Below are 22,804 nucleotides of genomic sequence, written 5' to 3' on the forward strand. Positions count from 1 at the left end.
AACTCCCGGACAGTCCAGAAAACGCTTGAGCCGGGGGGCCAAGCCGTTACGGTTCGCCTCCCGTCTGCCAAAGGAGCGAGGGCATGAAGATCAGCATCGAACGCGGCACCCTTTTGCGGGCGGTCGCGCAGGCGCAATCGGTCGTGGAACGGCGTAACACCATCCCGATCCTTGCCAACGTCCTGATCGAGGCCGAGGGCGACACGGTCAGTTTCCGTGCCACCGACCTGGATATCGAGGTGGTCGACAAGGTGCCCGCGCAGGTGGAACGCGCCGGTGCCACCACCGTTCCCGCTGTCACCCTGCATGAAATCGTGCGCAAGCTGCCCGACGGGGCGCTGGTGCAACTGACCGACGACAGCGCGGCGGGGCGGCTGACGGTGCAGGCCGGGCGGTCGCATTTCACGCTGGCGACCCTGCCGAAAGAGGACTTTCCGGTCATGGCGTCGTCGGAATACACGGCGAATTTCTCGGCCTCTGCGCCGGTGCTGCGGCGACTGTTCGACAAGTCGAAATTCGCCATCTCGACCGAAGAGACGCGCTATTACCTGAACGGCGTCTACATGCATGTGGCCACCGGCGAAGAGGGTCAGGTTCTGCGCTGCGTGGCGACCGACGGTCATAGGCTGGCCCGGATCGACGCGGCCCTGCCGCAAGGCGCCGAAACGATGCCCGGCGTGATCGTCCCGCGCAAGACCGTGGGCGAGTTGCGCAAGCTGCTGGACGATGACGAGGCGCAGATCGCGGTGTCGGTGTCGGAAACCAAGGTGCGGTTCGCCACGCCGGAAATCACCCTGACTTCCAAGGTGATTGACGGCACCTTTCCCGATTACACGCGCGTCATCCCGATGGGCAACACCCGCCGCCTGGAGGTGGACGCCGCCGAATTCGCCAAGGCCGTGGACCGGGTCGCCACCGTCAGTTCCGAACGCTCGCGCGCGGTGAAACTGGCGCTGGACGAGGACCGGCTGGTCCTGTCCGTCAACGCCCCCGACAGCGGCGCGGCCGAGGAAGAACTGGCCGTGGCCTATGGCGACGACCGGCTGGAGATCGGGTTCAACGCGAAATACCTGCTGGAAATCGCGGGCCAGGTGGATCGGGAAAACGCGGTGTTCCTGTTCAACTCGGCCGGCGATCCGACCCTGATGCGCGAGGGCGACGACGCCTCGGCGGTCTATGTCGTGATGCCGATGCGCGTGTGAGGCACGTACCGCCCCGGAACCCGGCTGCGCCGGGTGCCTGCGGCGCGGGTATTTTTTCCAAGAAGAAGGGCAGGGCGTGGCAGAACTGGCCCTGACAGAGCTGTCCTTGTCGCAATTCCGGTCGCACCCGCGGGCGCGGCTGGTGCTGGACGCCCGGCCGGTCGCGATTTTCGGGCCGAACGGTGCGGGCAAGACCAACCTGTTGGAGGCAGCATCGCTGTTTTCGCCAGGCCGCGGGCTGCGGCGCGCGGCGGCGGATGAAATGGCGCGCGCCCCTGGCGGGCTGGGCTGGAAGGTGACCGGCGTGCTGCGGTCCCTGCATCAGGTGCACGAGGTGGAGACCTGGGCCGAGCCCGGCGGCACCCGGCAGGTGCGCATCGACGGCAAACCGGCCGCGCAGGTCGCGTTGGGGCGGATCGCGCGGGTTCTGTGGCTGGTGCCCGCGATGGACCGGCTGTGGATCGAGGGGGCCGAGGGGCGGCGGCGTTTTCTGGACCGGATCACCCTGAGTTTCGAGCCGGGCCATGGCGATGCGGTTCTGGCCTATGACAAAGCCATGCGCGAGCGGAACCGCCTGCTGAAGGATCAGGTGCGCGATGTTCACTGGTTTGCCGCGCTGGAGGGGCAGATGGCAAAGGCCGGCGCCGCGATCGGGGCGAACCGGCGCGCGGCGCTGGACCGGCTGGCCGCGGCACAGGCGGGGGCCGAGACCGCCTTTCCCCATGCGGCGCTGACGCTGAGCGGGCCCGAGGGGGCCGATCCCGGCGGGGCGGATGATCTGGCGGCGGCCTTTGCCGAGGGGCGCGGGCGCGACATGGCGGCGGGCCGCACCCTGGCCGGGCCGCATCGGGTGGACCTGGAGGCAGAGTTCGCGGCCAAGGGCGTGGCGGCGCGGCTGTGTTCCACCGGCGAGCAGAAGGCGCTGTTGATTTCGCTGATCCTGGCCAATGGCCGGGCGCTGGCACAGGATTTCGGCGCGCCGCCCCTGCTGCTGCTGGATGAGGTCGCCGCCCATCTGGATGCGGGCCGCCGTGCGGCGCTGTATGACGAGATTTGCGCCCTGGGCGCGCAGGCCTGGATGACAGGGACCGGGCCGGAACTGTTCGCCGATCTGGGCGGTCGCGCGCAGCATGTCGAGGTTGTCGAAGAGGCGGGCGGATCGGCCCTGCGCCCGGTGGCGCCGATCGGCCCCTGAGGCCACCAAATCTTGTGGGTCGGACGTGACATCCCCCCCACAAAATCGTATAAAATCACAAAAATACGAAGGATCCCACGCATGGCGGACACCCCGCGGCAAGCTGAAGAATACGGCGCCGATTCCATCAAGGTTCTCAAGGGCCTGGAGGCGGTGCGCAAGCGCCCCGGCATGTATATCGGCGACACCGACGATGGCTCGGGCCTGCATCACATGGTCTATGAGGTCGTCGATAACGGCATCGACGAGGCGCTGGCAGGTCATGCCGATGCCGTGACCGTCACGATCCACGGCGATTCCAGCGTGTCGGTCAGCGATAACGGCCGCGGCATCCCGGTGGGTATCCACGAGGAAGAGGGCGTTTCCGCGGCCGAGGTCATCATGACCCAGCTGCATGCCGGGGGTAAATTCGACCAAAATTCCTACAAGGTGTCGGGCGGTCTGCACGGCGTGGGTGTGTCGGTGGTCAACGCCCTGTCCGACTGGCTAGAGTTGCGCATCTGGCGCGACGGCAAGGAACACTATGCGCGGTTCGAGCGTGGCGAAACCGTCGAACACCTAAAGGTCGTGGGCGATGCGGGCGACCGCACCGGGACCGAGGCGCGGTTCCTGGCCTCGCTGGAGACGTTTTCGAACCTGGAGTATTCCTTCAAGGTTCTGGAAAACCGGCTGCGCGAACTGGCCTTTCTGAATTCCGGCGTGCGGATCAGGCTGCGCGATGAGCGCCCCGCCGAGCCGCTGGAGGCCGACATGGTCTATGAGGGCGGCGTGCGCGAATTCGTGCGCTACCTGGACCGGCACAAGACCTCTGTCATGGAAGAACCGATTTTCATGACCGGGGAACGCGACGGCATCGGGGTCGAGGTCGCGATGTGGTGGAACGACAGCTACCACGAAACCGTGCTGCCCTTTACCAACAACATTCCCCAGCGGGATGGCGGCACGCATATGGCGGGCTTTCGCGGCGCGCTGACCCGCACGATCAACGGCTATGCCCAGTCCAGCGGGATCGCCAAGCGGGAAAAGGTGAACTTTACCGGCGACGACGCGCGCGAGGGGCTGACCTGCGTGCTGTCGGTCAAGGTGCCGGACCCGAAATTTTCCAGCCAGACCAAGGACAAGCTGGTCAGTTCAGAGGTGCGGCCCGCGGTCGAAAGCCTGGTGAACGAAAAGCTGGCCGAGTGGTTCGAGGAACACCCGCAAGAGGCCCGGCAGATCGTCGGAAAGATCATCGAGGCGGCCCTGGCGCGCGAGGCGGCGCGCAAGGCCCGCGAGCTGACCCGGCGCAAGACGGCGATGGACGTGGCCAGCCTGCCCGGCAAGCTGGCCGACTGCCAGCAAAAGGATCCGGCCCTGTCGGAACTGTTCCTGGTGGAGGGTGACAGCGCCGGTGGCAGCGCCAAGCAGGGGCGCGAGCGGGGTAATCAGGCGGTGCTGCCCCTGCGCGGCAAGATCCTGAACGTGGAACGGGCGCGGTTCGACCGGATGTTGTCATCCCAAGAGATCGGCACCCTGATTACCGCCCTGGGCACCGGCATCGGGCGGGATGAATTCGACATCTCCAAGCTGCGGTATCACAAGATCATCATCATGACCGACGCGGATGTGGACGGTGCCCATATCCGCACGCTGCTGTTGACCTTCTTCTTCCGGCAGATGCCCGAATTGATCGAAGGGGGGTACCTCTATATCGCGCAGCCGCCGCTCTATAAGGTCGCGCGCGGCAAGTCCGAAGTCTATCTGAAGGACCAACCCGCGCTAGAGGATTACCTGATCCAGATGGGGATCGACGGCGCGGTGCTGCGGCTGGGCACGGGCGAGGAGATCGTCGGCCAGGATCTGGCCCGCGTGGTCGAAGAGGCCCGGCAGGTGCGCCGTATTCTGGGCGCGTTCCCGACGCATTACCCGGCCCATGTTCTGGAACAGGCCGCGATTGCAGGTGCGTTCCGGCCCGGGCAGGTGGATGCCGATCTGCAGGGCACGGCCGATGCGGTGGCGGCACGGCTGGACCTGGTGTCGCTGGAATACGAACGCGGCTGGCGTGGCCGCCCGACCCAGGATCGCGGCATGCGCTTTTCCCGCGTTGTGCGCGGTGTCGAAGAGTTGCGTACGCTGGATGGCCTGGTTCTGCGCTCGCCCGAGGCGCGGCGCCTGGGCGCGCTGACAGAGGGCCTGCAAGAAACCTATGCGCAACCGGCGCAACTGATCCGCAAGGAGCGGGAACAGGCGATCTATGCGCCCTCTGACCTGCTGGAGGCGATCCTGACAGAGGGCGAAAAGGGCCTGACCCTGCAACGCTACAAGGGGCTGGGCGAGATGAACCCCGATCAGCTGTGGGAAACCACGCTGGACCCGGCCGCGCGGACCCTGTTGCAAGTGCGGATCGAGGATTTGGCCGAGGCCGACGACATCTTTACCAAGCTGATGGGCGATGTCGTGGAACCGCGGCGCGAGTTCATCCAGCAGAACGCGCTGAGCGTGGAAAACCTGGATTTCTGAGGATCGGGCGGGGCGTTACGTTACGCCCCGGCCATTTCCGCCGCATACGGGTTGCGCCGCCAGATCGAGAAGTTCAGCGCAAAGGCGTAGCTGGTCCAGACCACATAGGGCGCCACCAGCAGGCCGGCGGTCAGGTCGATTCGCCAGAACGACACGGTCATTGCCAGCACCGAGGCCCACATGCCGAACAGCACGACCAGCGCCGGGCCCAGCCGGTGCAGGCCGAAAAACACCGGCGACCATAATGTGTTGAACACGATTTGCAGGCCCCAGATGGCCAGCGCATAGATCACTTCGGGATGGCCCGAGATGGCCACCCGCGTCGCCGCATAGGCCATCGACAGGTACAGGACGAACCAGGCCAGCGGAAACAGCCAGTTAGGCGGTGTCCAGACCGGTTTCGACAGGTTGTCGTACCACGTGCCGGGCGAAAAGAACGCGCCTGTGGAACCGGCCGCAAACGCGGTCGCGGTGAAAAGCGCAAAAAGGGGCCAATCAATCATCATGGCCCTCAGATAGCGCGTTTACGTTCCTCGACCAATGCGGCAACTGGTTGCGCCTGCCGGCGCTTGGCCTCCAGCTGGGCCAGCACGGCGATCAGCTCGCCCGCGCGGCCCTCGCCCCACGGATTGTCCGAGGGCAGGCGTTCGGCCGCGGCCTCGACCAGGTAGGCGCATTCGGGCAGCGGCTTGCCATACAGCACGGCAGAGCGCGGCATAACGCTGACCACCAGCGTTTCCAGCGTGGACTGGATCAGCCAGCCGATCTTTTGCCCCTTGGTGGTGTAGGCGCGGGTGTTGATGCTGTCGTAATGGCGCCGCGCCACCTCGCGCCCGATGCCGCCGTAGATGTTCCGCGCGGCAAAGATACCCGGCCGACAGGCAAAGGGCAGCGCGGCCACCCCCGGTTCGGACCGGAAATACAGCCGGTTGGCATCGGCGATCAGCCGCCGGGTCAACTTGCGGATTTCGCGGGTCGGGCGCGGATTGTCGAAAAACGCCTCGATGTCGATCCCGGCCTGGGCCAGCCAGTCCAGCGGCAGATAGATGCGGCGGGCGCGCGCGTCCTCGCCCACGTCGCGGGCGATGTTGGTCAGTTGCATCGCGACGCCCAAGTCGCAGGCGCGCGCCAGCGCGTGCGGGCAGCGCACCCGCATCAGCACCGTCATCATCACACCGACCGCCGCGGCCACCCGCGCCGAATAGGCATAGACATCCGACAGCGTGTGATAGCGTTTTTCCATCGCGTCCCAGGCCATCCCCTCCAGCAGGGCCTCGGGCAGGGTGCGCGGCATCTCGAAATCCTCGACCACGGCGGCAAAGGCGCGGTCGGTGGGCGTGTTGCGCGGCTGGCCGCGATAGATCGCGTCCAGCCGTTCGCCCAGCATCAGGACGGCTTCGGTTTTTTCATGGGTCAGGTCGACCGCATCATCGGTCAGCCGACAGAACGCATAAAGCGCAAGCGCCGGATCGCGCACGCGGCCCGGCAACAGGCGCGAGGCCGCGTGGAACGAATACGACCCGGTGCGGATCGAGGCTTTGCAATGCTCCAAATCCGCCGGGTCGATCATGTTACCCCGCCTTGGCAGGGGTGGCGTCGGGCACGACCTTGCCGATCACCTCGGCAGAGGTGATGACGCTGGGCAGACCGGCGCCCGGATGGGTGCCCGCGCCGACCATGTACAGGCCGTCGACCTCTTCGCTGATGTTGTGCGGGCGGAAGTTCGCACTTTGGAAGATCCGCGGCTCCAGCGAGAAACCCGCGCCATAGGGAGACAGGTAGCGGTCGCGGAAATCCTCGGGCGTGTAGAACATGCTGGTCGAGACCTTGTCGCCCAGCCCCGGCAGCAGCTTTTCTTCCATGAAGTCCTGCACCATCTGGCGGTAGCGTTCGCCATTGGCGGCCCAGTCCACCGGATCGTCGGTATGCAGGTTGGGCACCGGCGACAGCGCATAGAAGGTATCGTCGCCCTCGGGTGCGGCGGACGGGTCGGTGACGGTGGGCCGGTGGATATACAGGCTCATGTCGTCGGCCAGCTTGTCCTGGTGGAAGAAGATGTCCTTGACCAGCCCCTGATAACGCGGCCCGTTCAGCACGGTGTGGTGGCCCACATCCTTCCACATGTCGCGGGTGCCCTTGGTGCCGAAATACCAGACGAACAGGCCCATCGACCAGCGCGACTTTTCCAGCTTCTTGTCGCTCCAGCGCCAGCGGCGGACGTTGCGCAGCAAGGTGTTATAGGTGAACCCTGCATCGGCGTTGGAAACCACCACGTCGGCCTTGATCTCCTCGCCAGAGGCCAGGCGCACGCCGGTCGTCTTGTAGCTGCGCTTGCCCTTTTCGACGGTGATCTCGTCAACCTCGGTGTTCATCAGCAAGGTGCCGCCCTGCCATTCGATGACCTCGGCCATGGCCTTGGCGATCGCGGCGACGCCGCCCATCGCGTAATGCACCCCGAATTCCTTTTCGAGGTAGGACACGAGGATATACATCGAGGTGACGTTGAACGGATCGCCCCCGATGAACAGTGGGTGGAAGGACAGCGCCATGCGCAGGCGTTCGTCCTGCACGCGGGACGCGGCATGGGCATAGACCGACTTGTCGGCGCGCAGCATGCCAAAGATGTGCAGCACCTTGATCAGGTCTTCCCACTTGTGCATGGGCTTGCGGCCCAATTGCTCGAACCCGAACCAATAGCGTTTTTCGCTGTCCTCAAGGAACTTGTCGTACCCGGCCAGATCGCCGGGGGACAGGCGGGCCACCTCGGCGCGCATGCCGTCAGTGTTCTGCTGGGCCTTGAACCGCTCGCCGTCGGGGAAGACGATTTCATAGAACGGGTCCATCGGGACCAGATTCACGTCCTGGTCGAAGTCGCGCCCGCAGGTTTTCCACAACTCGCGAAAGATCTGCGGCACCGTCACGATGGTCGGGCCAAGGTCGAATCGGTGGCCGTCCTGCCAGATCGCCGAGCCGCGCCCGCCGGGCACGTCCAGCTTGTCCACGACAGTCACGCGGTACCCCTTGGCGCCAAGGCGCATGGCGGCGGCAAGACCGCCAAGTCCCGCCCCGATCACAACAGCTTGCGGGCCCTCGGCTCGAACTGCTTCATCCGCCAGGGCGGGATCGACTCGTGTCATCATGTCGCTAGGTTAAACCTGTCTAGTTTAGTTTACAATGCTTCTACCGGATGCGTGCCGGGGGCGGCAGGATACTTGCGGTCGCACCCCAAAGTGTCACACATGATTGACAGTTGCGAATGGAGAGTCGGCAATGCAAGTCACCACCATCAGCTTTTTTCGTTATGACAACTGGGCCTCTCGATTGGAAGCCTTCAGCCAGATGGCGCGCGGCAGATTCGCGCTGAAACAGATCGCGGGGCTGGAGTTCTTCAAGATGCTCGGGACTGGGTCCGATGCTGGTTTCAACCCGCGCCCGAACGTGAACGTGAATGCGATCCTCTGCGTCTGGAAAGACATGGAAGCCGCGGAAAACGGGCTGAAGTCCAGCATCACGCACAAGACCCTGCGCGACCATTCCTGCGAAACCTACACCATCTTCCTGACGCCGACCTCGTCGCGGGGCATGTGGTCGGGGGTCGAGCCGCTGAAGGTCACCGAAAAGGCCGACGATACCGGTAACATCGCCGTTCTGACCCGCGCGACCGTCAAGCTGCCTGTCGCGCTGAAATTCTGGGCCGAGGTGCCCGAGGTGCAAGAGCGCGTTGCCAAGCATCCCAACTGCGCCTTCCATATCGGCATGGCCGAGGTGCCGTGGGTGCAGCAGGTGACCTTCTCGCTGTGGAACAACAAGAAGGAAATGGGCGGCTTTGCCTATGGCGATTGCCCGCACGGCCATGCGGTCAAGCATGTCCGCGAAGGCGACTGGTTCAAGGAAGAGATGTATGCCCGCTTCAACATCCTGAAAGAAGAGGGTAGTTGGGAAGGTGGAAGCCCGATGAGTCTGCTCGCGACGGGTCGGACCTTCGACGAACCCAAGGCAGCGCCGAAGAAGAAAAAGGCGCGGAAGAAAACGGAAGAGCCTGCATGACACAACCCTTTCCCTTCTCCGCCATTGTCGGCCAGGAGGAGATGAAACAGGCGATGATCCTGACCGCGATCGACCCGGGCATCGGCGGCGTGCTGGTGTTCGGGGATCGCGGGACGGGCAAATCGACCGCGGTACGTGCCCTGGCTGCCCTGCTGCCACCGATTCAGGTGGTGGCGGGGTGCCCGGTGAATTCGCCCTCGCTGGACCGCTGCCCCGACTGGGCGCATGTCGGCCAGCACGACATCGTCGAGCGGCCCACCCCGGTGGTGGACCTGCCGCTGGGCGTGACCGAGGATCGGGTCGTGGGCGCGCTGGACATCGAAAAGGCGCTGACCAGTGGCGAAAAGGCGTTCGAGCCGGGCCTGCTGGCGCGCGCCAACCGCGGTTACCTGTATATCGACGAGGTCAACCTGCTGGAGGACCACATCGTCGACCTTCTGCTGGACGTTGCCCAGTCGGGTGAAAACGTGGTGGAGCGGGAAGGGCTTTCCATCCGGCACCCGGCGCGCTTCGTGCTGGTCGGGTCCGGCAACCCCGAAGAGGGCGAGCTGCGGCCGCAGCTGCTGGACCGCTTTGGCCTGTCGGTCGAGGTGGCCTCGCCCAAGGATATCGACACGCGGATCGAGGTGATCCGCCGCCGCGATGCCTATGAAATGGACTATGACGGGTTCATGGAAAAGTGGCGCCAGGCGGACGCGGAACTGCGCGACGGGATCCTGGCCGCGCGGGAACACCTGACCCAGATCGAAACCGACGACGACGTGCTGCGCGATTGCGCCGAACTGTGTCTGGCGCTTGGGTCCGACGGTCTGCGGGGGGAACTGACGCTGCTCAAGACCTCGCGCGCCGTTGCGGCCTTTGAAGGGGCCGAAAAGGTCACGCGCGAGCATGTGCGCAAGATCGCGCCCTCGGCGCTGCGCCACCGCCTGCGCCGCGATCCGCTGGACGAGGCCGGTTCGACCACCCGCGTCGGCCGCGTCGTGGAGGAGGTGCTGGGGTGAGCACCACTGGGTCCGTCTGGACACGGGTCGAGGTCGGGCTGAACGCGCTGGCCGTCGATCCCGCCGGGCTGGGTGGCCTGTGGCTGCGCGCCCGGTCCGGCCCGGTTCGCGACCGCGTGGTTGCCGCGCTGCCCGGCCTGCCGCTGCCGCAGAAACGGTTGCACCCGTCCATCGGCGACGAACAGCTGTTCGGGGGCATCGACCTGACCGCGACGCTGGCCTCTGGCCGTGTGGTCGAACGCAAGGGCATCCTGGCCGACCCTGCGGTCCTTGTGCTGCCCATGGCCGAACGCAGTCAGCCCGGCCTGGCCGCGCGGCTGGCCGGGGCGCTGGACCAGGGCACCGGGCACTGCCTGATCGCCATGGACGAGGGCGCCGAACCGGACGAAACCCTGCCGCCCGCGCTGACCGACCGGCTGGCGCTGCATGTCGATCTGGACGCGCTGCCCTATGGCGAAACCGACCTGATCGAACTGGACGAGGAGGCGCTGGCCCAGGCCCGCGCCCGCCTGCCGCAGATCACCGCCGCGCCCAAGGTGCTGGAGGATCTGACCCTGCTGGCCGTTCGGCTGGGCATCGACAGCTTGCGCGCACCGATGCTGGCACTGCGCACCGCCCGGGCGCTGGCCGCCATCGGCGGCGGAACAGAGGTCGATGTCGATGATCTGACCACTGCGGTGGAACTGGTCCTTGGCCCCCGCGCCACGCAATTCCCCCAGGAAGAGCAGGAACAGGACCAGCCGCCGGAACCCCCGCAGCCCGAACCCGAAGAGCCCGAACAGGACCAGGACGATCCGGGCGAGGGGCAGTCGCTGGACGACCTGCCCCTGCAGGACATCCTGCTAGAGGCCGCGCAGGCCGCCCTGCCCGCCGATCTGCTGGCGCAACTGGCCGCCAGGAAAAGCGGCCGGGGCGCGATGGGCGGGGCCGGGGCCGGGGCCAAGCTGAAGGGCAACCGCCGCGGGCGGCCGATCCCCTCGCGTCGGGGGCGGCTGGATACGGGCAACAGGCTGGACGTGATCGCCACCCTTCGTGCCGCCGCGCCTTGGCAGACCATCCGCCGGCAAGAGGCCCGGATCGAGCGCCGCCTGCATATCCGCACCGACGATTTCCGCATCCGCCGGTTCGAGGAGAAATCCGACCGCCTGCTGATCTTTGTCGTCGATGCGTCGGGGTCCGCCGCGATGACGCGCTTGGCCGAGGCCAAGGGCGCGGTCGAACTGCTGCTGGCAGAGGCTTACGCCCGGCGCGACCATGTGGCCCTGGTGGCCTTCCGTGGGGAAGAGGCCGAACTGCTGCTGCCGCCGACCCGGTCGCTGGTGCAGACCAAGCGGCGGCTGGCCGCCCTGCCCGGCGGGGGCGGCACGCCGCTGGCCGCGGGGCTGAAAACCGCGCTGGAGGTCGCCATTCAGGCCAAGGGCCGGGGCATGACCCCGACCGTGGCGCTGCTGACCGACGGGCGGGCGAATATCGCGCTGGACGGCACGCCCAACCGTGCGCTTGCAGCCGAAGATGCCACCAAGATGGCGACCGCGATCCGCCTGAACGATTTCCCCTCGATGGTGATCGACATGGGGCAGCGGCCTGAACGGTCCCTGCGCGCCCTGGCAGATACGCTGGGCGGGCCGTATATCCCGCTGCCACGGGCGGACGCGGATCGCCTGTCCTCGGCGGTGTCGGCGGCGCTGGACGTGTAAAGGGGTGGCGCATGGATTGGGCACGGGACGGACAGGACTGGCCCAACCGCGCGCATTCCCGTTTCGTGCGCCACCGCCCGCATCGCTGGCACATCCAGGACGCGGGATCGGGGCTGGTTGTCCTGCTGCTGCACGGCACCGGCGCAGCCACCCATAGCTGGCGCGACGTCTTCCCGATCCTGGCCCGGCGCTATCGCGTGGTGGCGCTGGACCTGCCGGGGCAGGGGTTCACCCAACTGGGCGCGCGCCAACGCTGTGGCCTGGACCGGATGAGCCAGGACATCGCCGCCTTGATGGCGGGCGAGGGGCTGCAACCGGCGGCCGTTGTCGGGCATTCGGCCGGGGCGGCCCTGGGGATGCGCCTGCTGCGCGATCTGACACAGCCGCCGCACGCGCTGGTGGGGATCAACGCGGCGCTGGAAAACTTCAAGGGGATGGCCGGGTTGCTGTTCCCGATGATGGCGCGGATGATGGCGATCAATCCGTTCTCGGCCTCTGAAATCTCGCGCTGGCTGGGCAATGCAACGGGCGTTGAATCGATCATCGGCGGCACTGGCAGCCGCCTGTCGCCCGAGGGGCTGGCGCTGTATCGCACGCTGGTTGCCGATCGCCATCATACGGACGCGACGCTGGCGATGATCTCGCAATGGGATCTGGACGGGCTGCAGGCGGACCTGCCCCGGATCGACACGCCAACGCTGCTGCTGGTGGGAGATATGGACCGGGCGGTGCCGCCCGCGACATCCGTGCGCGCCGCCGAACGCATGCCCGACGCCCATGTGGAACATTTCCCCGATCTGGGCCACCTGGCCCATGAAGAGGCGCCCGAGGCCGTCAGCGCGCGCATCCTGGCGTTCCTGGACGCGCGGCTGTAGCGCCGCCCCCTATTCCGTATGGTGACAGGCGGCCTGCGTGCCATTGGCCAGCGTGCGCAGCTTGGGGCGTTCGGCCCGGCAGCGGGCATCGGCCAGCGGGCACCGCGGCGCAAAGGGGCAGCCGACCGGCAGGTTGACCGGGTCCGGCAATTCGCCCGGCGTGCGCGGCTTGTCGAAGGAACCGCCTTCCAGCTTGGGGATCGCCTCCAGCAGCAGGCGGGTATAAGGATGCTTGGGCTGGGCGAAAATGGCCTGGGTTTCCGCCAATTCCATCACCTGCCCCAGATACATCACCGCCACGCGGCTGCCGAAATGCTCCACCACGCTCAGGTCGTGGGTGATGAACAGGTAGGTCAGGCCGCGATCCGCCTGCAGGTCGGTCAGCAGGTTCAGGATCTGCGCCTGGATCGACACGTCCAGCGCGGAAATCGGTTCGTCCGCCACGATGAAGGCCGGGTTGGTGACCAGCGCCCGTGCAATGGCGATCCGCTGGCGTTGCCCGCCGGAAAATTCATGCGGCAGACGGCGTTGCCAGCTGGGATCGCACCCCGTGGCGGCCAGCACCGATTCCACCTGTTCGCGGACCTCGGCGGCGGGGGTGTCGGGCAGCAGGTGGCGGATCGGTTCGGCCAGGGTGTCGAACACGTTGCGCCGCGGGTTGAGCGAGGCATAGGGGTTCTGGAACACCATCTGCATCTCTGCCCGGATCGGCTTGCGCATGCGTTCGTCCATGGTGTCGATGCGCTGGTCACGGAACAGGATCTCCCCGGCACTGGGGGCCAGCAGCCCCATGATGGCGCGGCCCAGCGTGGTCTTGCCGCAGCCGGATTCGCCGACCACGCAAAAGCTTTCGCCGGGCTGGATCGACACATCCACGCCGTTCAGCGCATGCAGCACCGGCTTTTCGCGGCTCAGGAAATGGGTGGGCAGCGCGAACCGCATTTCCAGCCCGCGCGTCTCGACAATCGGCTGGGTCATGAGGCGGCCTCTTCCTCTTGCAGCGGGTGGAAACAGGCAACGCCGCCGGCAAGCGGCGGGATCGTGGCGCGGCAGCGGTCCGCCGCGAATTCGCAGCGCGGGTTGTAGGCGCAGCCGGGCGGCAGGGCCGTGATCGGCGGCATGGAGCCGGGGATCTGGTACAGCCGCTGACCGCGCCCGGCCTTTTGCGGCAGGGCCTTCAGCAGGCCGGCGGTATAGGGGTGGCGGGGCGCGTTGATGATGTCCTGTGTGCGGCCCTCTTCGACGCAGAGGCCCGCATACATGATCATGATCCGCTCGGTCACCTCGGCCACTACGCCCAGATCATGGGTGATCAGGATCAGCGCCACGTCGTTTTCGCGGCACAGTTTCAGGATCAGCGCCATGATTTCCGCCTGGATCGTCACGTCCAGCGCGGTGGTGGGTTCGTCCGCGATGATCAGTTCGGGATCGGTCAGCAGGGCGATGGCGATCACCACCCGCTGACGCAGCCCGCCGGACAGTTCATGCGGGTAGGCATCCATCCGCGATTCAGCGGACGGAATGGCGACCTGCTTCAGCCGTTCGATGCACAGCTTGCGCGCCTCGGCATCCGAAATCTTGCGATGCGCCTTCAGCGTTTCGATCATCTGCGTGCCGATGGTCAGCACCGGGTTCAGCGTGACCATCGGATCCTGGAAGATCATCGAAATCCGGTTGCCCCGGATGCCGCGAATGCCGCGTTCGGACAGGTCCAGCAGGTTTTCGCCGTGGAACATCACGCGGCCCCCGCTGACGCGGCCGGGATCGGCGATCAGGTTCAGGATCGCAAAGGCCAGCATCGATTTGCCCGCCCCGGATTCGCCCACGACGCCCAGGCGTTCGCCCTTTTCCAGATGCAGGTTCACGCCGCGCAGGGCCTCGACCTCGTCCCGCTTGCCGCGCGGAAAGGCGACATGCAGGTCTTGCACTTCCAGCATCGCCATCAGTCCTCTCCCCGGCGCAGTTTCGGGTTCAGCACATCACGCAGCCAGTCGCCCAGCAGGTTCAGCGACAGCACCAGCGCGATCAGCACCAGCGCGGGGAACAGCGTGATCCACCACGAGCCCGAAAAGATGAACTCGAACCCCGAGCGGATCAGCGACCCCAGCGAGGGCCGGTCGGTCGGCATGCCGAGGCCGAGGAAGGACAGCGAGGCCTCGATCATGATCGCCTCGGCCACCTGGATGGTGGAAATCACCAGCACCGGCGTCAGCGTGTTGGGCAGGATATGGCCCCACATGATGCGCCGGGCGGGCAGGCCGATGACGCGGGCGGCATCGACATATTCCTTCTTCTTTTCACCCAGGACGGACGATCGCACCGTGCGCGCGAATTTTGGCCATTCGGCAATGCCGATCACCAGGATCAGCATGATGATCGCGTAATCCGCATAGGTGTTGGCGTCAAAGGCTGCGCTGAACAGCGCCAGCGCGATGATCGCCATCATCAGCGTGGACAGCGACAGCTGGATATCGGCCAGCCGCATCAGAAAGCTGTCGATCCAGCCGCCCTTGTACCCGGCGATCAGGCCCAGGGTGATGCCCAGCACGGCCTGCACGATCACCGCGCCCACGCCGATCAGCAGGGAAATCCCGGTGCCGTACATGATGGTGGACAGCACGCCGCGCCCCTGCGCGTCGGTGCCCAGCAGGAACCGTTCGTCGCCGCCGGGTTTCCACGCGGGCGGCATTTCGCTGTCCATGATGTCCAGTTGCAGCGGGTCATAGGGGTTTTGCGGGGCGATCAGCGGCGCAAGAACCGCCATCAGCACCAGCACCAGCAGGACGATCCCTGCCCCGATGGCCACGGGGTCGGACAGGAACCGTTTCAAGAAGGCGGAAAAGGAGATCATGTCAGCCCTTGGCCCCCGGCAGTTTCACCATCGGATTGATGAGCGTGTAGATGAAATCGACCAGCGTGTTCACCACCACGAAGATCAGGCCGACCACGATGATGTAGGCGATGATCAGGGGGGTATCGACGCGGTTCACCGCCTCAAGAAACAGAAAGCCCATGCCGGGCCACTGGAACACGGTTTCGGTCAGGATCGTGTAGGCGATCAGCGTGCCGATCATCAGCCCGCCCACGGTAACCACCGGCAACAGCGTGTTGCGGAAGGCATGGACATAGCGCACGCGCCAGGTGCTCAGCCCCTTGGCGCGGGCGAAACGGACGTAATCGGTTCCCATCGCCTCTAGCATCTCGGCGCGGATCAGGCGGATGAACAGCGGCAGCATGATCGACGACAGCGTGATCGAGGGCAGGATCAGGTGGCTGATCCCGTCCCAGGTCAGAAACCCGGTATCCCAGCCCCAGGGTAACGTGACCGTGTCGCCGCGCCCAAAGGCGGGCAGCCAGCCCAGTTCCACCCCGAACAGCCACACCATGAAGATGGCGGTCAGGAAGACCGGGATCGAAATGCCCACGATGGACCCGGTCATGATGATCCGTGTCAGCCATGAATCGCGGTGGATCGCGCAGTAGATGCCCGCCGGGATCGAGACAGAGACAAAGATGAACACCGCCCCCAGTACCAGTTCGAAGGTGGCCGGGAACTTGTCCAGGATCACGTCGATCGCCGGGCGTTTGAAGAAGTAGGAGGTGCCCAGGTCGCCCTGTACGGCGTTGCCCAGGAAGCGGGCGTACTGGACCAGGAAGGGGTCGTTCAGCCCCAACTCGTCGCGCAGCGCCTCGCGCTCGGCCTCGGACACGGATTGGCCGACCAGCTCGCGCAGGGGGTCGCCCAGGTTGTCCTGGATGGAAAAGCCGATGATCGAGATGACGAACATCACGACCAGTGCCTGTACGGCGCGGCGGATCAGAAAGGCTAGAATATGCATGGGGCGTGCCCTTGTGTCAGGCGGACCACGAATTTCGCGGTCCGCCTGTTATCACATCATTCCTCGATGACAAGGTCGCCGAGGTAGGGGAAGTTCATGACGTTGAGGACATCCTCGATCATGACACCCTCGCGCGCACCCCAGGCCAGATCCTGCCAGTGCAGCGGGATGAAGGCGGCGTCGTCATACAGGATCTGTTCCACCTCCTGCAGCATCGCGGCCCGCGTCTCGGGGTCGGTTTCCGTCAGCGAGGCCAGCGTCAGCTCGTCCACCTTCGGGTTCGAGTAGTTGCCCGAGTTGTACTGACCGCGGCCGGTATCGGCATCCGGGGTCATGGTCAGGAACTCGTTGAAGTTGGCCGAATCCTCGGTGTCCGAATGCCAGCCGATCATCATGATGTCGGCAGCGCGCTCGTCGAACTTGGGCCAGTACTGCGCCTTGGGCATCGTGGTCAGATCGATGTCGATCTTGATCTTGGCCAACATCGCCGCCGCCGCTTCGCAGATCTTGTAGTCGTTCACGTAGCGGTTGTTGGGGCACATCATCGTGGCCGAGAAGCCGTCGGCATAGCCCGCCTCTGCCATCAGGGCCTGCGCCTTGGCGACATCGAAGCGCGGGGTCAGGTCGGGGTTGTAGCCGACATAGCCCTCGGGCGACTGCTGCGCCGCGACGGTGCCAAAGCCCTTCATGATCTTGGCGACGATGCCTTCGTTGTTGATGGCATAGGCGATGGCCTGGCGCACCTTGGGATCGGCAAAGGCTTCGTTGCGCTTCTGATTCAGTTGCAGGGTGATGATCCGGGTGCCGGTCATCGTCACCAGCTTGGTGCCGTCATTGTCGCGGATGCGGTCCAGATCGGTCGGCGGCACCGGCGCGATAAAGTCGACATCGCCGGCCAGCAGGGCGGCCACGCGGGTCGGGGCCTCTTTGATCGGGGTCAGGATGGCGGTCTGCACATTGCCCGGGCTGGCGGTGTCCCAATAGTTCGGGTTGCGCTGGAACACGGTCTTCACGCCCTGTTCGCGCGATTCCACCGTGAACGGCCCGGTGCCGGATGCGTTCTGGCTGGCAAAGCTGTCGCCATGCTTGACGATCTCGACGCCGCCTTCCTCGTAGAAGTCCTTGTCCATCGGGAAGACATAGGTCGCGGTGTGCAGCACCAGCGGGCTGGGACCGTCGGTCTTGATCTCGACGGTGGTGTCGTCGATGGCGGTGGCCGAGACCCAGCTTGCAAAGATGCCCTTGAAGTCGGGCGATCCTTTCAGGCGCTCGATGGTCCAGACGACATCCTCGGCGGTCATCGTGTCGCCGCTGTGGAAGGTCACGCCCTCGCGCAGGTTGAAGCGCATGGTGGTGTCGTCCACACGTTCCCAGCTGGACGCCAGGCGGGGATCGAAGCCCAGATCCTTGTTCCAGCGGATCAGCGGGTCAAAGACCATGTGCGCCATTTGCAGCGTGCCGCCCGACAGCTGTTCATGCGGGTCCAGCGACACCGGGTCGGCGTCATAGGCAAAGTTCAGCGTCTGGGCACCGCCCAGACCGGCTGCACCCAGCACCAGCGCGGCTGCGGTTGCCAGAGTCCTGATTGTTTTCATGTGATTCTCCTGGAATTGGGCGCGCTTTAGGGCCGCCGAGGCAGCGGCGGCCGTCCCTGCGGGATACGCGCTCATGTGCGACATGCTGTTCCAATTCCGCGGGGAATGCAAACCCCCGCATAGGCGGTTTGTAACAATGATGACGCAACGGAAGCTGCCGCAAGGATGCCCCGGCGGCGGTCTTTCGCGTTCTGCGGGCGCGGATCAGTCGTCGAACCGCCACCCCTTGCGGCGGGGCACCTTGACGGCCAGCATCGGCTTGATCAGCGGGCTGGCAAAGCGGTCCAGGTCCAGCGCCTCGTGCACGCCGACGGTTTCCTCGCCGAACACCTGGGTCCGCACGGTGGATCGGCAGTAGAACGGCGCGTCCAGCATGTCGGCCACCTGTTTCGGCCGATAACCGGGATCGGCGCGGGTTTCGCGCCGGACCAGCCATTTCGACCGGGCAAAGCGGGTGCGCGGGGGGGCGTCGATCACCTGTGCCGTGCCATCGGCGCCGAAATGCAGGCCCACGGCCAGTTCGCTGCCATCCCGCACGGCGGCGTCGTAGAAACAGTAGGCCCCGTTGTCGCGGGTCGGGAAGCGGCCCCAGGTCCAATAGCTGAAATCGTCCTCCAGCGCGTGGATGCCGAAATTCGAGTCGAAATAGGCGTGCCCGGTCCATTGCCAGCCGGGCTGGTTCAGGTCCACCTCGATGTCAGAGGACGGCGCGAAGGGCCGCCAGACATGGCTACCATCGGCCTTCAGCGGCAGTTCGACATCGGTGATCGCAGAGGGCGTGACGGTGATGCGCCCCTTCAGGCGGTGCATGTGCGGCCAGGCCAGTTCGTCCACGTCGATATACAGCTTGCCGCCGTCCCAGGTCAGTTTCGACGGCCCCACCTCAAACGTGTTGGGGGTCTGGCGCAGGGCCGCCTGCCCGCGGTCGGTCATCGTCCAGCGCCCGCCCTTGCCGTAGGTGGCGACGTTGATGCAGCAATGCGCCTCGGGGTTCTTGCGGCCGGACCAGCGGTACCAGGGCGAAAACACCGACCCGATGAAAGAGATGATCGAGATCGACTTTTCGCCGTCATCGCTGATGCCGTCGACATACCACCAAGCATAGCCGTCCGGCGGAACCTCTAGGTTGAAGTTCGGTCCATCAAGATCGCCGCGGCCGCGTGCCTGCCGGAGAGGGTCGCCATGGGGATGCCCGCCCCCGGATGCGCCCCGCCCCCCGCCAGGTACAGCCCCGGCAGCGAGGTCCGCGCCGTGGGCCTCTTCAGAGAGGCTGTCAGGCCGTGCGGGCTCCGCCCGTAGAGGGAGCCTTCGGACGCCGGAAACAGCTTGGCGAAGTGGCGCGGCGTTGTCAGCCAGTCCGTCCCCGGCCGGGGATCGAAGGTCAGGCCGAAGCTGGCCAGCGTCTCGAAGGTGCGTGTCCGACACGTCTCTTTCTCCTCGTCTGTCGCCTCGGCGCCGTCTGCAACGGGCGGGCCGTTCATGATGATCTCGAACCGTTCCTTGCCCTGCGGCGTACGGCCGGTGCCGCGGTCCTGGGCGCAGATATAGAGCGTGCCGTCGTCTGGCATACGCCCCTGGGCGATCGGATCGAATTCCGTGTGCGGGTTGTCGCAGAAAAAGACGTTGTGATGCACCATCTCGGGGCCATGCGGCACGGCGGCATAGGACCAGACATAGGCCGACAGGCTGCGCGGATGGGTTTTCGCGCGCGGCACGGTGTCTTGCGCCGCCTCGCCCAACAGGCCCGCGCCCAGGGCCGCCGGATCGCCGTTGAACACCACGATATCGGCGGGCAGGCGGGTGCCATCCGCCAGGTGCACAGCGGCCGCGGCGCCGTTCTGCACCTCGATCCGCGTGGCCCGCGCATTGAAGGTAAAGCTGACGCCCTGATCGGTGGCCAGCCGCATCAGGCCCTGCGCCAGTTGGTGCATGCCGCCCTCAACCCGCCAGACGCCCTGTTCCTCGGCATGCCAGATCAGCCCCAGCAGCGCGGGCGAGCGGAAGGGAGAGCCGCCAACATAGGTTGCATAGCGCCCGAACAGTTGCGCCAGGCGGCGGTCGCTGAATTGCCGGGTCAGGCTGCCCCACAGTTTCCGGTGCGGCGCCATGTCCAGAATCAGCCAGGGATGGGTGGCGACATGTTTCGTCAGTTCGGCCTGGCTGGGCGCGGCGGCCCGCATCATCGGTCCGTCAAAGGCGGTGAACAACCGTTCCGCCCGGCGGCAGAAGGCGCGGAATTCGCGTTCCGCCTTGGCGCCTGCAAATTCGCCCACGGCGGCGGCGCTTTCCTCGCGGCTGGCAAACAGGTCCAGCGTGCCGCCATCGTGCCACCAGTGCCGCGCCAGCACGGTTTCGCGGTGCAGCGTCACATAGTCCGACAGGGACGCGCCGACGCTGTCGAACAGTTCCTCGAACACCGGGCGCAGGGTCATCACCGTGGGGCCTGCATCGACCGGCCCGGCCTCGGTGGCCATGGTGCGCATCTTGCCGCCGGGCACGGGGGCGCGGTCGATGACCTGCACATCCATCCCGGCATGGGCCAGCCGGATGGCGCTGGAAAGCCCCCCCATCCCGGCCCCGATAACCACAACTTTTGCAGGGGATGCGGCCATCACGACTCCTCAAGAAATATTGACTCCGCAGGATAGTGTGTCCATTCTGGTTTACAACTCAAATTGTCTCGCAAACCTGACACTTCGGACGGGACGAAACAGCACATGAGGGCCCTCCATGGACATCTCGGCGCGTATCGAAGCGGCCATCGGCAACGCGATCGCAGAGGGGCAGGGGGGCGTCGCCCCGCCCAAGCTGGCCTCGGCGCTGGACTACGCCGTCACGCCCGGCGGCGCACGCATCCGCCCGACGCTGTGCCTGCATGTTGCGTTGGCCTGTGGCGATGACAAGCCGGCGCTGTCGGACGCGGCCGCGATTTCCATCGAGCTTATCCATTGCGCCAGCCTGGTGCATGACGACATGCCCTGTTTCGACGATGCCGATATCCGCCGGGGCAAGCCCGCCCTGCACAAGGCCTATGGCGAGCCGCTGGCCCTGCTGACCGGCGACAGCCTGATCACCGCCGGGTTTGAGGTGCTGGCACGGGTCGGCGACGCGGACCCGAAACGCGCGCTGGAACTGATCCGCATCCTGGGCATTCGCACCGGCATGCCCTACGGCATCTGTGCCGGGCAGGGCTGGGAAAGCGAAGAGCAGATCGACCTGTCCGCCTATCACAAGGCCAAGACCGGCGCGCTGTTCATCGCGGCGACCCAGATGGGCGCTGTGGCGGCGGGGCAAGCGGCCGCCCCATGGGAAGAGCTGGGCGACCGCATCGGCGAGGCGTTTCAGGTGGCCGACGACCTGAAGGACGCGCTGCTGAGTGAAGAGGACATGGGCAAGCCCGCCGGCCAGGACGAGGCCAACGCGCGCCCCAGTGCCGTGGCCGAACTGGGCGTTCAGGGGGCTATCGACCGTCTGAATGAAATCATGTCGGGGGCCATCGATTCCATCCCGGCCTGTCCGGGGCGGGACGGGCTGGTGCAGATGGTGCGCAAGACCGCCGAACGGCTGGTGCCCGCCAAAGCGATCGAAGCCGCGGAATGACCGACGCCGTGTCCGATACCGCCGTCGCGCCGCGCGGGTTTTCCTGGCGGCGCTGGCGCAACCGCAAGATCGCCTCGCGCGGGTTTCAAAGCTGGGCCAGCCGTTTCCCGCTGACCCGCGGCCATTCCCGGCGCGAGGGACAGCGCCTGTTCGACCTTGTGTCGGGCTTTGTCTACAGCCAGGTGCTGGCGGCCGTCGTCGAACTGGATCTGCTGGAGGCGCTGCGCGACGCGCCCCAGACCGCTCAGGACTTGGGCAAGGCCCGTGGCATCGCCCCCGACCGGATGGAGGCCCTGTGCCAGGCCGCCGCGGCCCTGGACTTGTTTGAGCGTGTGGGCGATGGCTATCAGCTCTCGGCCCTGGGGGCGGCGTTGATCGGGGCGCCCGGCGTGATCGGCATGATCCAGCATCACGACGTGTTCTATCGCGACCTTGCGGACCCGGTGGCCCTGCTGCGCGGGGAAAAGGATACCGAACTGGCGCATTTCTGGCCCTATGTGTTCGGCGCGGGTGCGGCGGAAAACCCGCAGGTGGCCGAGCGCTATTCCAAGCTGATGGCCGACAGCCAGACGCTGGTGGCCGAGGAAACGCTGCGCACCGTATCGTTTGACGGGATTACCCATCTGCTGGATGTGGGCGGGGGCACGGGTGCGTTCCTGGCCGCTGTCGGCGCGGCCTATCCGGACCTGCAAATGACCCTGTTCGACCTGCCCGCCGTGGTGCCCGCGGCCCAGGCGCGGTTCCGCGACGCGGGCATGGCCGGGCGCACCACCGTCACCGGCGGCAGCTTCCGCGACGATCCGCTGCCGCAGGGCGCCGATGCGATTTCGCTGATCCGGGTGTGTTACGATCACGCAGACGACACCGTGCGTGCGCTGATGGCCAAGATCTACGCCACCCTGCCGCCGGGCGGGCGGTTCATCGTGTCCGAACCGATGGGCGGCGGGGCGCGGCCCGAACGCTCGGGCGATGCGTATTTCGCGTTCTATTGCATGGCGATGCAGACCGGCACGGCGCGCAGCCAGGCCCGGATCGCCGAGTTGATGGCCGAGGCCGGGTTCGAGAACATCCAGACCCCGCCGACCCGGCGCCCCTATGTCACCTCTGTTGTCACGGGGTGTAAGCCCGGGGCGACATAATTGACCTGTCAAGCTGTCTAAAAAAGTTGACACTTTGGCCTGTCAGAATAAACTGACATCAACGTGAAGACACGTGAGTCCCGACTCTGATCGGGACGAAGGCAATCGGGAGACG

At 66.0% G+C, this 22,804-nt stretch carries 19 protein-coding genes; 9 read left to right on the forward strand and 10 right to left on the reverse strand.

Going from position 1 to position 22,804, the window contains the following annotated elements; all coding sequences use genetic code 11:
- The first annotated feature begins 83 nt into the window (after positions 1 to 83).
- The 3 genes from dnaN to gyrB all read left to right on the forward strand — a co-directional run bounded on the left by dnaN (position 84) and on the right by gyrB (position 4,896).
- Positions 84 to 1,202 carry a DNA polymerase III subunit beta gene (gene dnaN, locus EV656_RS02905; RefSeq protein ID WP_132599257.1) on the forward strand — a complete coding sequence of 373 codons (1,119 nt, stop codon included), beginning with the start codon at positions 84 to 86 and terminating at the stop codon, positions 1,200 to 1,202.
- A gap of 76 nt (positions 1,203 to 1,278) precedes the next feature.
- Positions 1,279 to 2,397 (forward strand): DNA replication/repair protein RecF, encoded by a 1,119-nt coding sequence (recF, locus tag EV656_RS02910; protein WP_132599259.1) that lies wholly within the window; start codon positions 1,279 to 1,281, stop codon positions 2,395 to 2,397.
- 81 nt (positions 2,398 to 2,478) lie between these two features.
- Positions 2,479 to 4,896, forward strand: coding sequence for a DNA topoisomerase (ATP-hydrolyzing) subunit B (gene gyrB, locus EV656_RS02915; RefSeq protein WP_132599261.1), 2,418 nt, complete (start codon positions 2,479 to 2,481; stop codon positions 4,894 to 4,896).
- Positions 4,897 to 4,916: 20 nt separating this feature from the next.
- Here the strand turns inward: gyrB and tspO are convergent, their stop codons facing one another.
- The 3 genes from tspO to EV656_RS02930 are packed head-to-tail and all read right to left on the reverse strand — an operon-like array spanning position 4,917 to position 8,033.
- Positions 4,917 to 5,402, reverse strand: coding sequence for a tryptophan-rich sensory protein TspO (gene tspO, locus EV656_RS02920; protein WP_132599263.1), 486 nt, complete (start codon positions 5,400 to 5,402; stop codon positions 4,917 to 4,919).
- Positions 5,403 to 5,407: 5 nt separating this feature from the next.
- A complete protein-coding gene (gene crtB / locus EV656_RS02925; protein ID WP_132599265.1) occupies positions 5,408 to 6,466 on the reverse strand; it encodes a 15-cis-phytoene synthase in 1,059 nt (352 codons plus the stop codon).
- A 1-nt stretch (position 6,467) separates the two neighbouring features.
- Positions 6,468 to 8,033, reverse strand: coding sequence for a phytoene desaturase (locus EV656_RS02930; RefSeq protein ID WP_425057162.1), 1,566 nt, complete (start codon positions 8,031 to 8,033; stop codon positions 6,468 to 6,470).
- Positions 8,034 to 8,166: 133 nt separating this feature from the next.
- Between EV656_RS02930 and EV656_RS02935 the strand changes: the two genes are divergently transcribed.
- Genes EV656_RS02935 through bchO form a run of 4 tightly spaced genes read left to right on the forward strand, consistent with a single transcriptional unit; the run spans position 8,167 to position 12,516 of the window.
- On the forward strand, positions 8,167 to 8,943 hold the full coding sequence (locus tag EV656_RS02935; RefSeq protein ID WP_132599269.1) for a spheroidene monooxygenase: 777 nt from the start codon (positions 8,167 to 8,169) through the stop codon (positions 8,941 to 8,943).
- Positions 8,940 to 9,944, forward strand: a complete 1,005-nt coding sequence (gene bchI / locus EV656_RS02940; RefSeq protein ID WP_132599271.1) for a magnesium chelatase ATPase subunit I — start codon at positions 8,940 to 8,942, stop codon at positions 9,942 to 9,944. The genes EV656_RS02935 and bchI overlap by 4 nt, the downstream gene beginning before the upstream one ends.
- Positions 9,941 to 11,641: a magnesium chelatase subunit D gene (locus tag EV656_RS02945; protein ID WP_132599273.1), complete on the forward strand. Its 1,701-nt coding sequence runs from the start codon at positions 9,941 to 9,943 to the stop codon at positions 11,639 to 11,641. Before bchI ends, EV656_RS02945 begins: the two co-directional genes overlap by 4 nt.
- Positions 11,642 to 11,652: 11 nt before the next feature.
- Positions 11,653 to 12,516, forward strand: coding sequence for an alpha/beta fold hydrolase BchO (gene bchO / locus EV656_RS02950; RefSeq protein ID WP_132599275.1), 864 nt, complete (start codon positions 11,653 to 11,655; stop codon positions 12,514 to 12,516).
- A gap of 9 nt (positions 12,517 to 12,525) precedes the next feature.
- On the opposite strand, the gene EV656_RS02955 is transcribed toward bchO, so the two are convergent.
- The 7 genes from EV656_RS02955 to crtD form a co-directional block, all read right to left on the reverse strand.
- Positions 12,526 to 13,494 (reverse strand): ABC transporter ATP-binding protein, encoded by a 969-nt coding sequence (locus tag EV656_RS02955; protein WP_132599277.1) that lies wholly within the window; start codon positions 13,492 to 13,494, stop codon positions 12,526 to 12,528.
- Positions 13,491 to 14,459, reverse strand: coding sequence for an ABC transporter ATP-binding protein (locus tag EV656_RS02960; RefSeq protein ID WP_132599279.1), 969 nt, complete (start codon positions 14,457 to 14,459; stop codon positions 13,491 to 13,493). The genes EV656_RS02955 and EV656_RS02960 overlap by 4 nt, the downstream gene beginning before the upstream one ends.
- On the reverse strand, positions 14,459 to 15,367 hold the full coding sequence (locus EV656_RS02965) for an ABC transporter permease (RefSeq protein WP_132599281.1): 909 nt from the start codon (positions 15,365 to 15,367) through the stop codon (positions 14,459 to 14,461). Before EV656_RS02965 ends, EV656_RS02960 begins: the two co-directional genes overlap by 1 nt.
- 1 nt (position 15,368) lies before the next feature.
- Complete coding sequence (locus EV656_RS02970; RefSeq protein ID WP_207287132.1) at positions 15,369 to 16,355, reverse strand: ABC transporter permease; 987 nt, start codon at positions 16,353 to 16,355, stop codon at positions 15,369 to 15,371.
- Positions 16,356 to 16,411: 56 nt separating this feature from the next.
- A complete protein-coding gene (locus tag EV656_RS02975) occupies positions 16,412 to 17,950 on the reverse strand; it encodes an ABC transporter substrate-binding protein (RefSeq protein ID WP_132599283.1) in 1,539 nt (512 codons plus the stop codon).
- A 204-nt stretch (positions 17,951 to 18,154) separates the two neighbouring features.
- The gene (gene crtC / locus EV656_RS02980; RefSeq protein WP_279432456.1) at positions 18,155 to 19,030 is read right to left on the reverse strand and encodes a carotenoid 1,2-hydratase; all 876 of its coding nucleotides are present in this window, start codon (positions 19,028 to 19,030) and stop codon (positions 18,155 to 18,157) included.
- 41 nt (positions 19,031 to 19,071) lie between these two features.
- A complete protein-coding gene (gene crtD / locus EV656_RS02985) occupies positions 19,072 to 20,562 on the reverse strand; it encodes a 1-hydroxycarotenoid 3,4-desaturase CrtD (RefSeq protein ID WP_132599285.1) in 1,491 nt (496 codons plus the stop codon).
- 118 nt (positions 20,563 to 20,680) lie between these two features.
- Between crtD and EV656_RS02990 the strand changes: the two genes are divergently transcribed.
- Together EV656_RS02990 and EV656_RS02995 are read left to right on the forward strand one after the other, a co-directional pair.
- Positions 20,681 to 21,550 (forward strand): polyprenyl synthetase family protein, encoded by an 870-nt coding sequence (locus tag EV656_RS02990; RefSeq protein ID WP_132599287.1) that lies wholly within the window; start codon positions 20,681 to 20,683, stop codon positions 21,548 to 21,550.
- Entirely contained in the window at positions 21,547 to 22,689 is a 1,143-nt protein-coding gene (locus tag EV656_RS02995) for a methyltransferase (protein ID WP_132599289.1), read from the forward strand. Before EV656_RS02990 ends, EV656_RS02995 begins: the two co-directional genes overlap by 4 nt.
- The last annotated feature ends 115 nt before the right edge of the window (positions 22,690 to 22,804 follow it).

It is taken from the genome of Rhodovulum adriaticum (genome assembly GCF_004345735.1).
In the GTDB taxonomy this organism is placed as follows: domain Bacteria; phylum Pseudomonadota; class Alphaproteobacteria; order Rhodobacterales; family Rhodobacteraceae; genus Rhodovulum; species Rhodovulum adriaticum.

What these genes read in the sequence shown, in the direction of transcription:
- dnaN (WP_132599257.1), top strand. Translation starts at nt 84, where the DNA reads ATGAAGATCAGCATCGAACGCGGCACCCTTTTGCGGGCGGTCGCGCAG.
- gyrB (WP_132599261.1), top strand. Translation starts at nt 2,479, where the DNA reads ATGGCGGACACCCCGCGGCAAGCTGAAGAATACGGCGCCGATTCCATC.
- tspO (WP_132599263.1), bottom strand. Translation starts at nt 5,402, where the DNA reads ATGATGATTGATTGGCCCCTTTTTGCGCTTTTCACCGCGACCGCGTTT.
- crtB (WP_132599265.1), bottom strand. Translation starts at nt 6,466, where the DNA reads ATGATCGACCCGGCGGATTTGGAGCATTGCAAAGCCTCGATCCGCACC.
- EV656_RS02930 (WP_425057162.1), bottom strand. Translation starts at nt 8,033, where the DNA reads ATGACACGAGTCGATCCCGCCCTGGCGGATGAAGCAGTTCGAGCCGAG.
- EV656_RS02935 (WP_132599269.1), top strand. Translation starts at nt 8,167, where the DNA reads ATGCAAGTCACCACCATCAGCTTTTTTCGTTATGACAACTGGGCCTCT.
- bchI (WP_132599271.1), top strand. Translation starts at nt 8,940, where the DNA reads ATGACACAACCCTTTCCCTTCTCCGCCATTGTCGGCCAGGAGGAGATG.
- bchO (WP_132599275.1), top strand. Translation starts at nt 11,653, where the DNA reads ATGGATTGGGCACGGGACGGACAGGACTGGCCCAACCGCGCGCATTCC.
- EV656_RS02955 (WP_132599277.1), bottom strand. Translation starts at nt 13,494, where the DNA reads ATGACCCAGCCGATTGTCGAGACGCGCGGGCTGGAAATGCGGTTCGCG.
- EV656_RS02960 (WP_132599279.1), bottom strand. Translation starts at nt 14,459, where the DNA reads ATGGCGATGCTGGAAGTGCAAGACCTGCATGTCGCCTTTCCGCGCGGC.
- EV656_RS02965 (WP_132599281.1), bottom strand. Translation starts at nt 15,367, where the DNA reads ATGATCTCCTTTTCCGCCTTCTTGAAACGGTTCCTGTCCGACCCCGTG.
- EV656_RS02970 (WP_207287132.1), bottom strand. Translation starts at nt 16,355, where the DNA reads ATGCATATTCTAGCCTTTCTGATCCGCCGCGCCGTACAGGCACTGGTC.
- EV656_RS02975 (WP_132599283.1), bottom strand. Translation starts at nt 17,950, where the DNA reads ATGAAAACAATCAGGACTCTGGCAACCGCAGCCGCGCTGGTGCTGGGT.
- crtD (WP_132599285.1), bottom strand. Translation starts at nt 20,562, where the DNA reads ATGGCCGCATCCCCTGCAAAAGTTGTGGTTATCGGGGCCGGGATGGGG.
- EV656_RS02990 (WP_132599287.1), top strand. Translation starts at nt 20,681, where the DNA reads ATGGACATCTCGGCGCGTATCGAAGCGGCCATCGGCAACGCGATCGCA.
- EV656_RS02995 (WP_132599289.1), top strand. Translation starts at nt 21,547, where the DNA reads ATGACCGACGCCGTGTCCGATACCGCCGTCGCGCCGCGCGGGTTTTCC.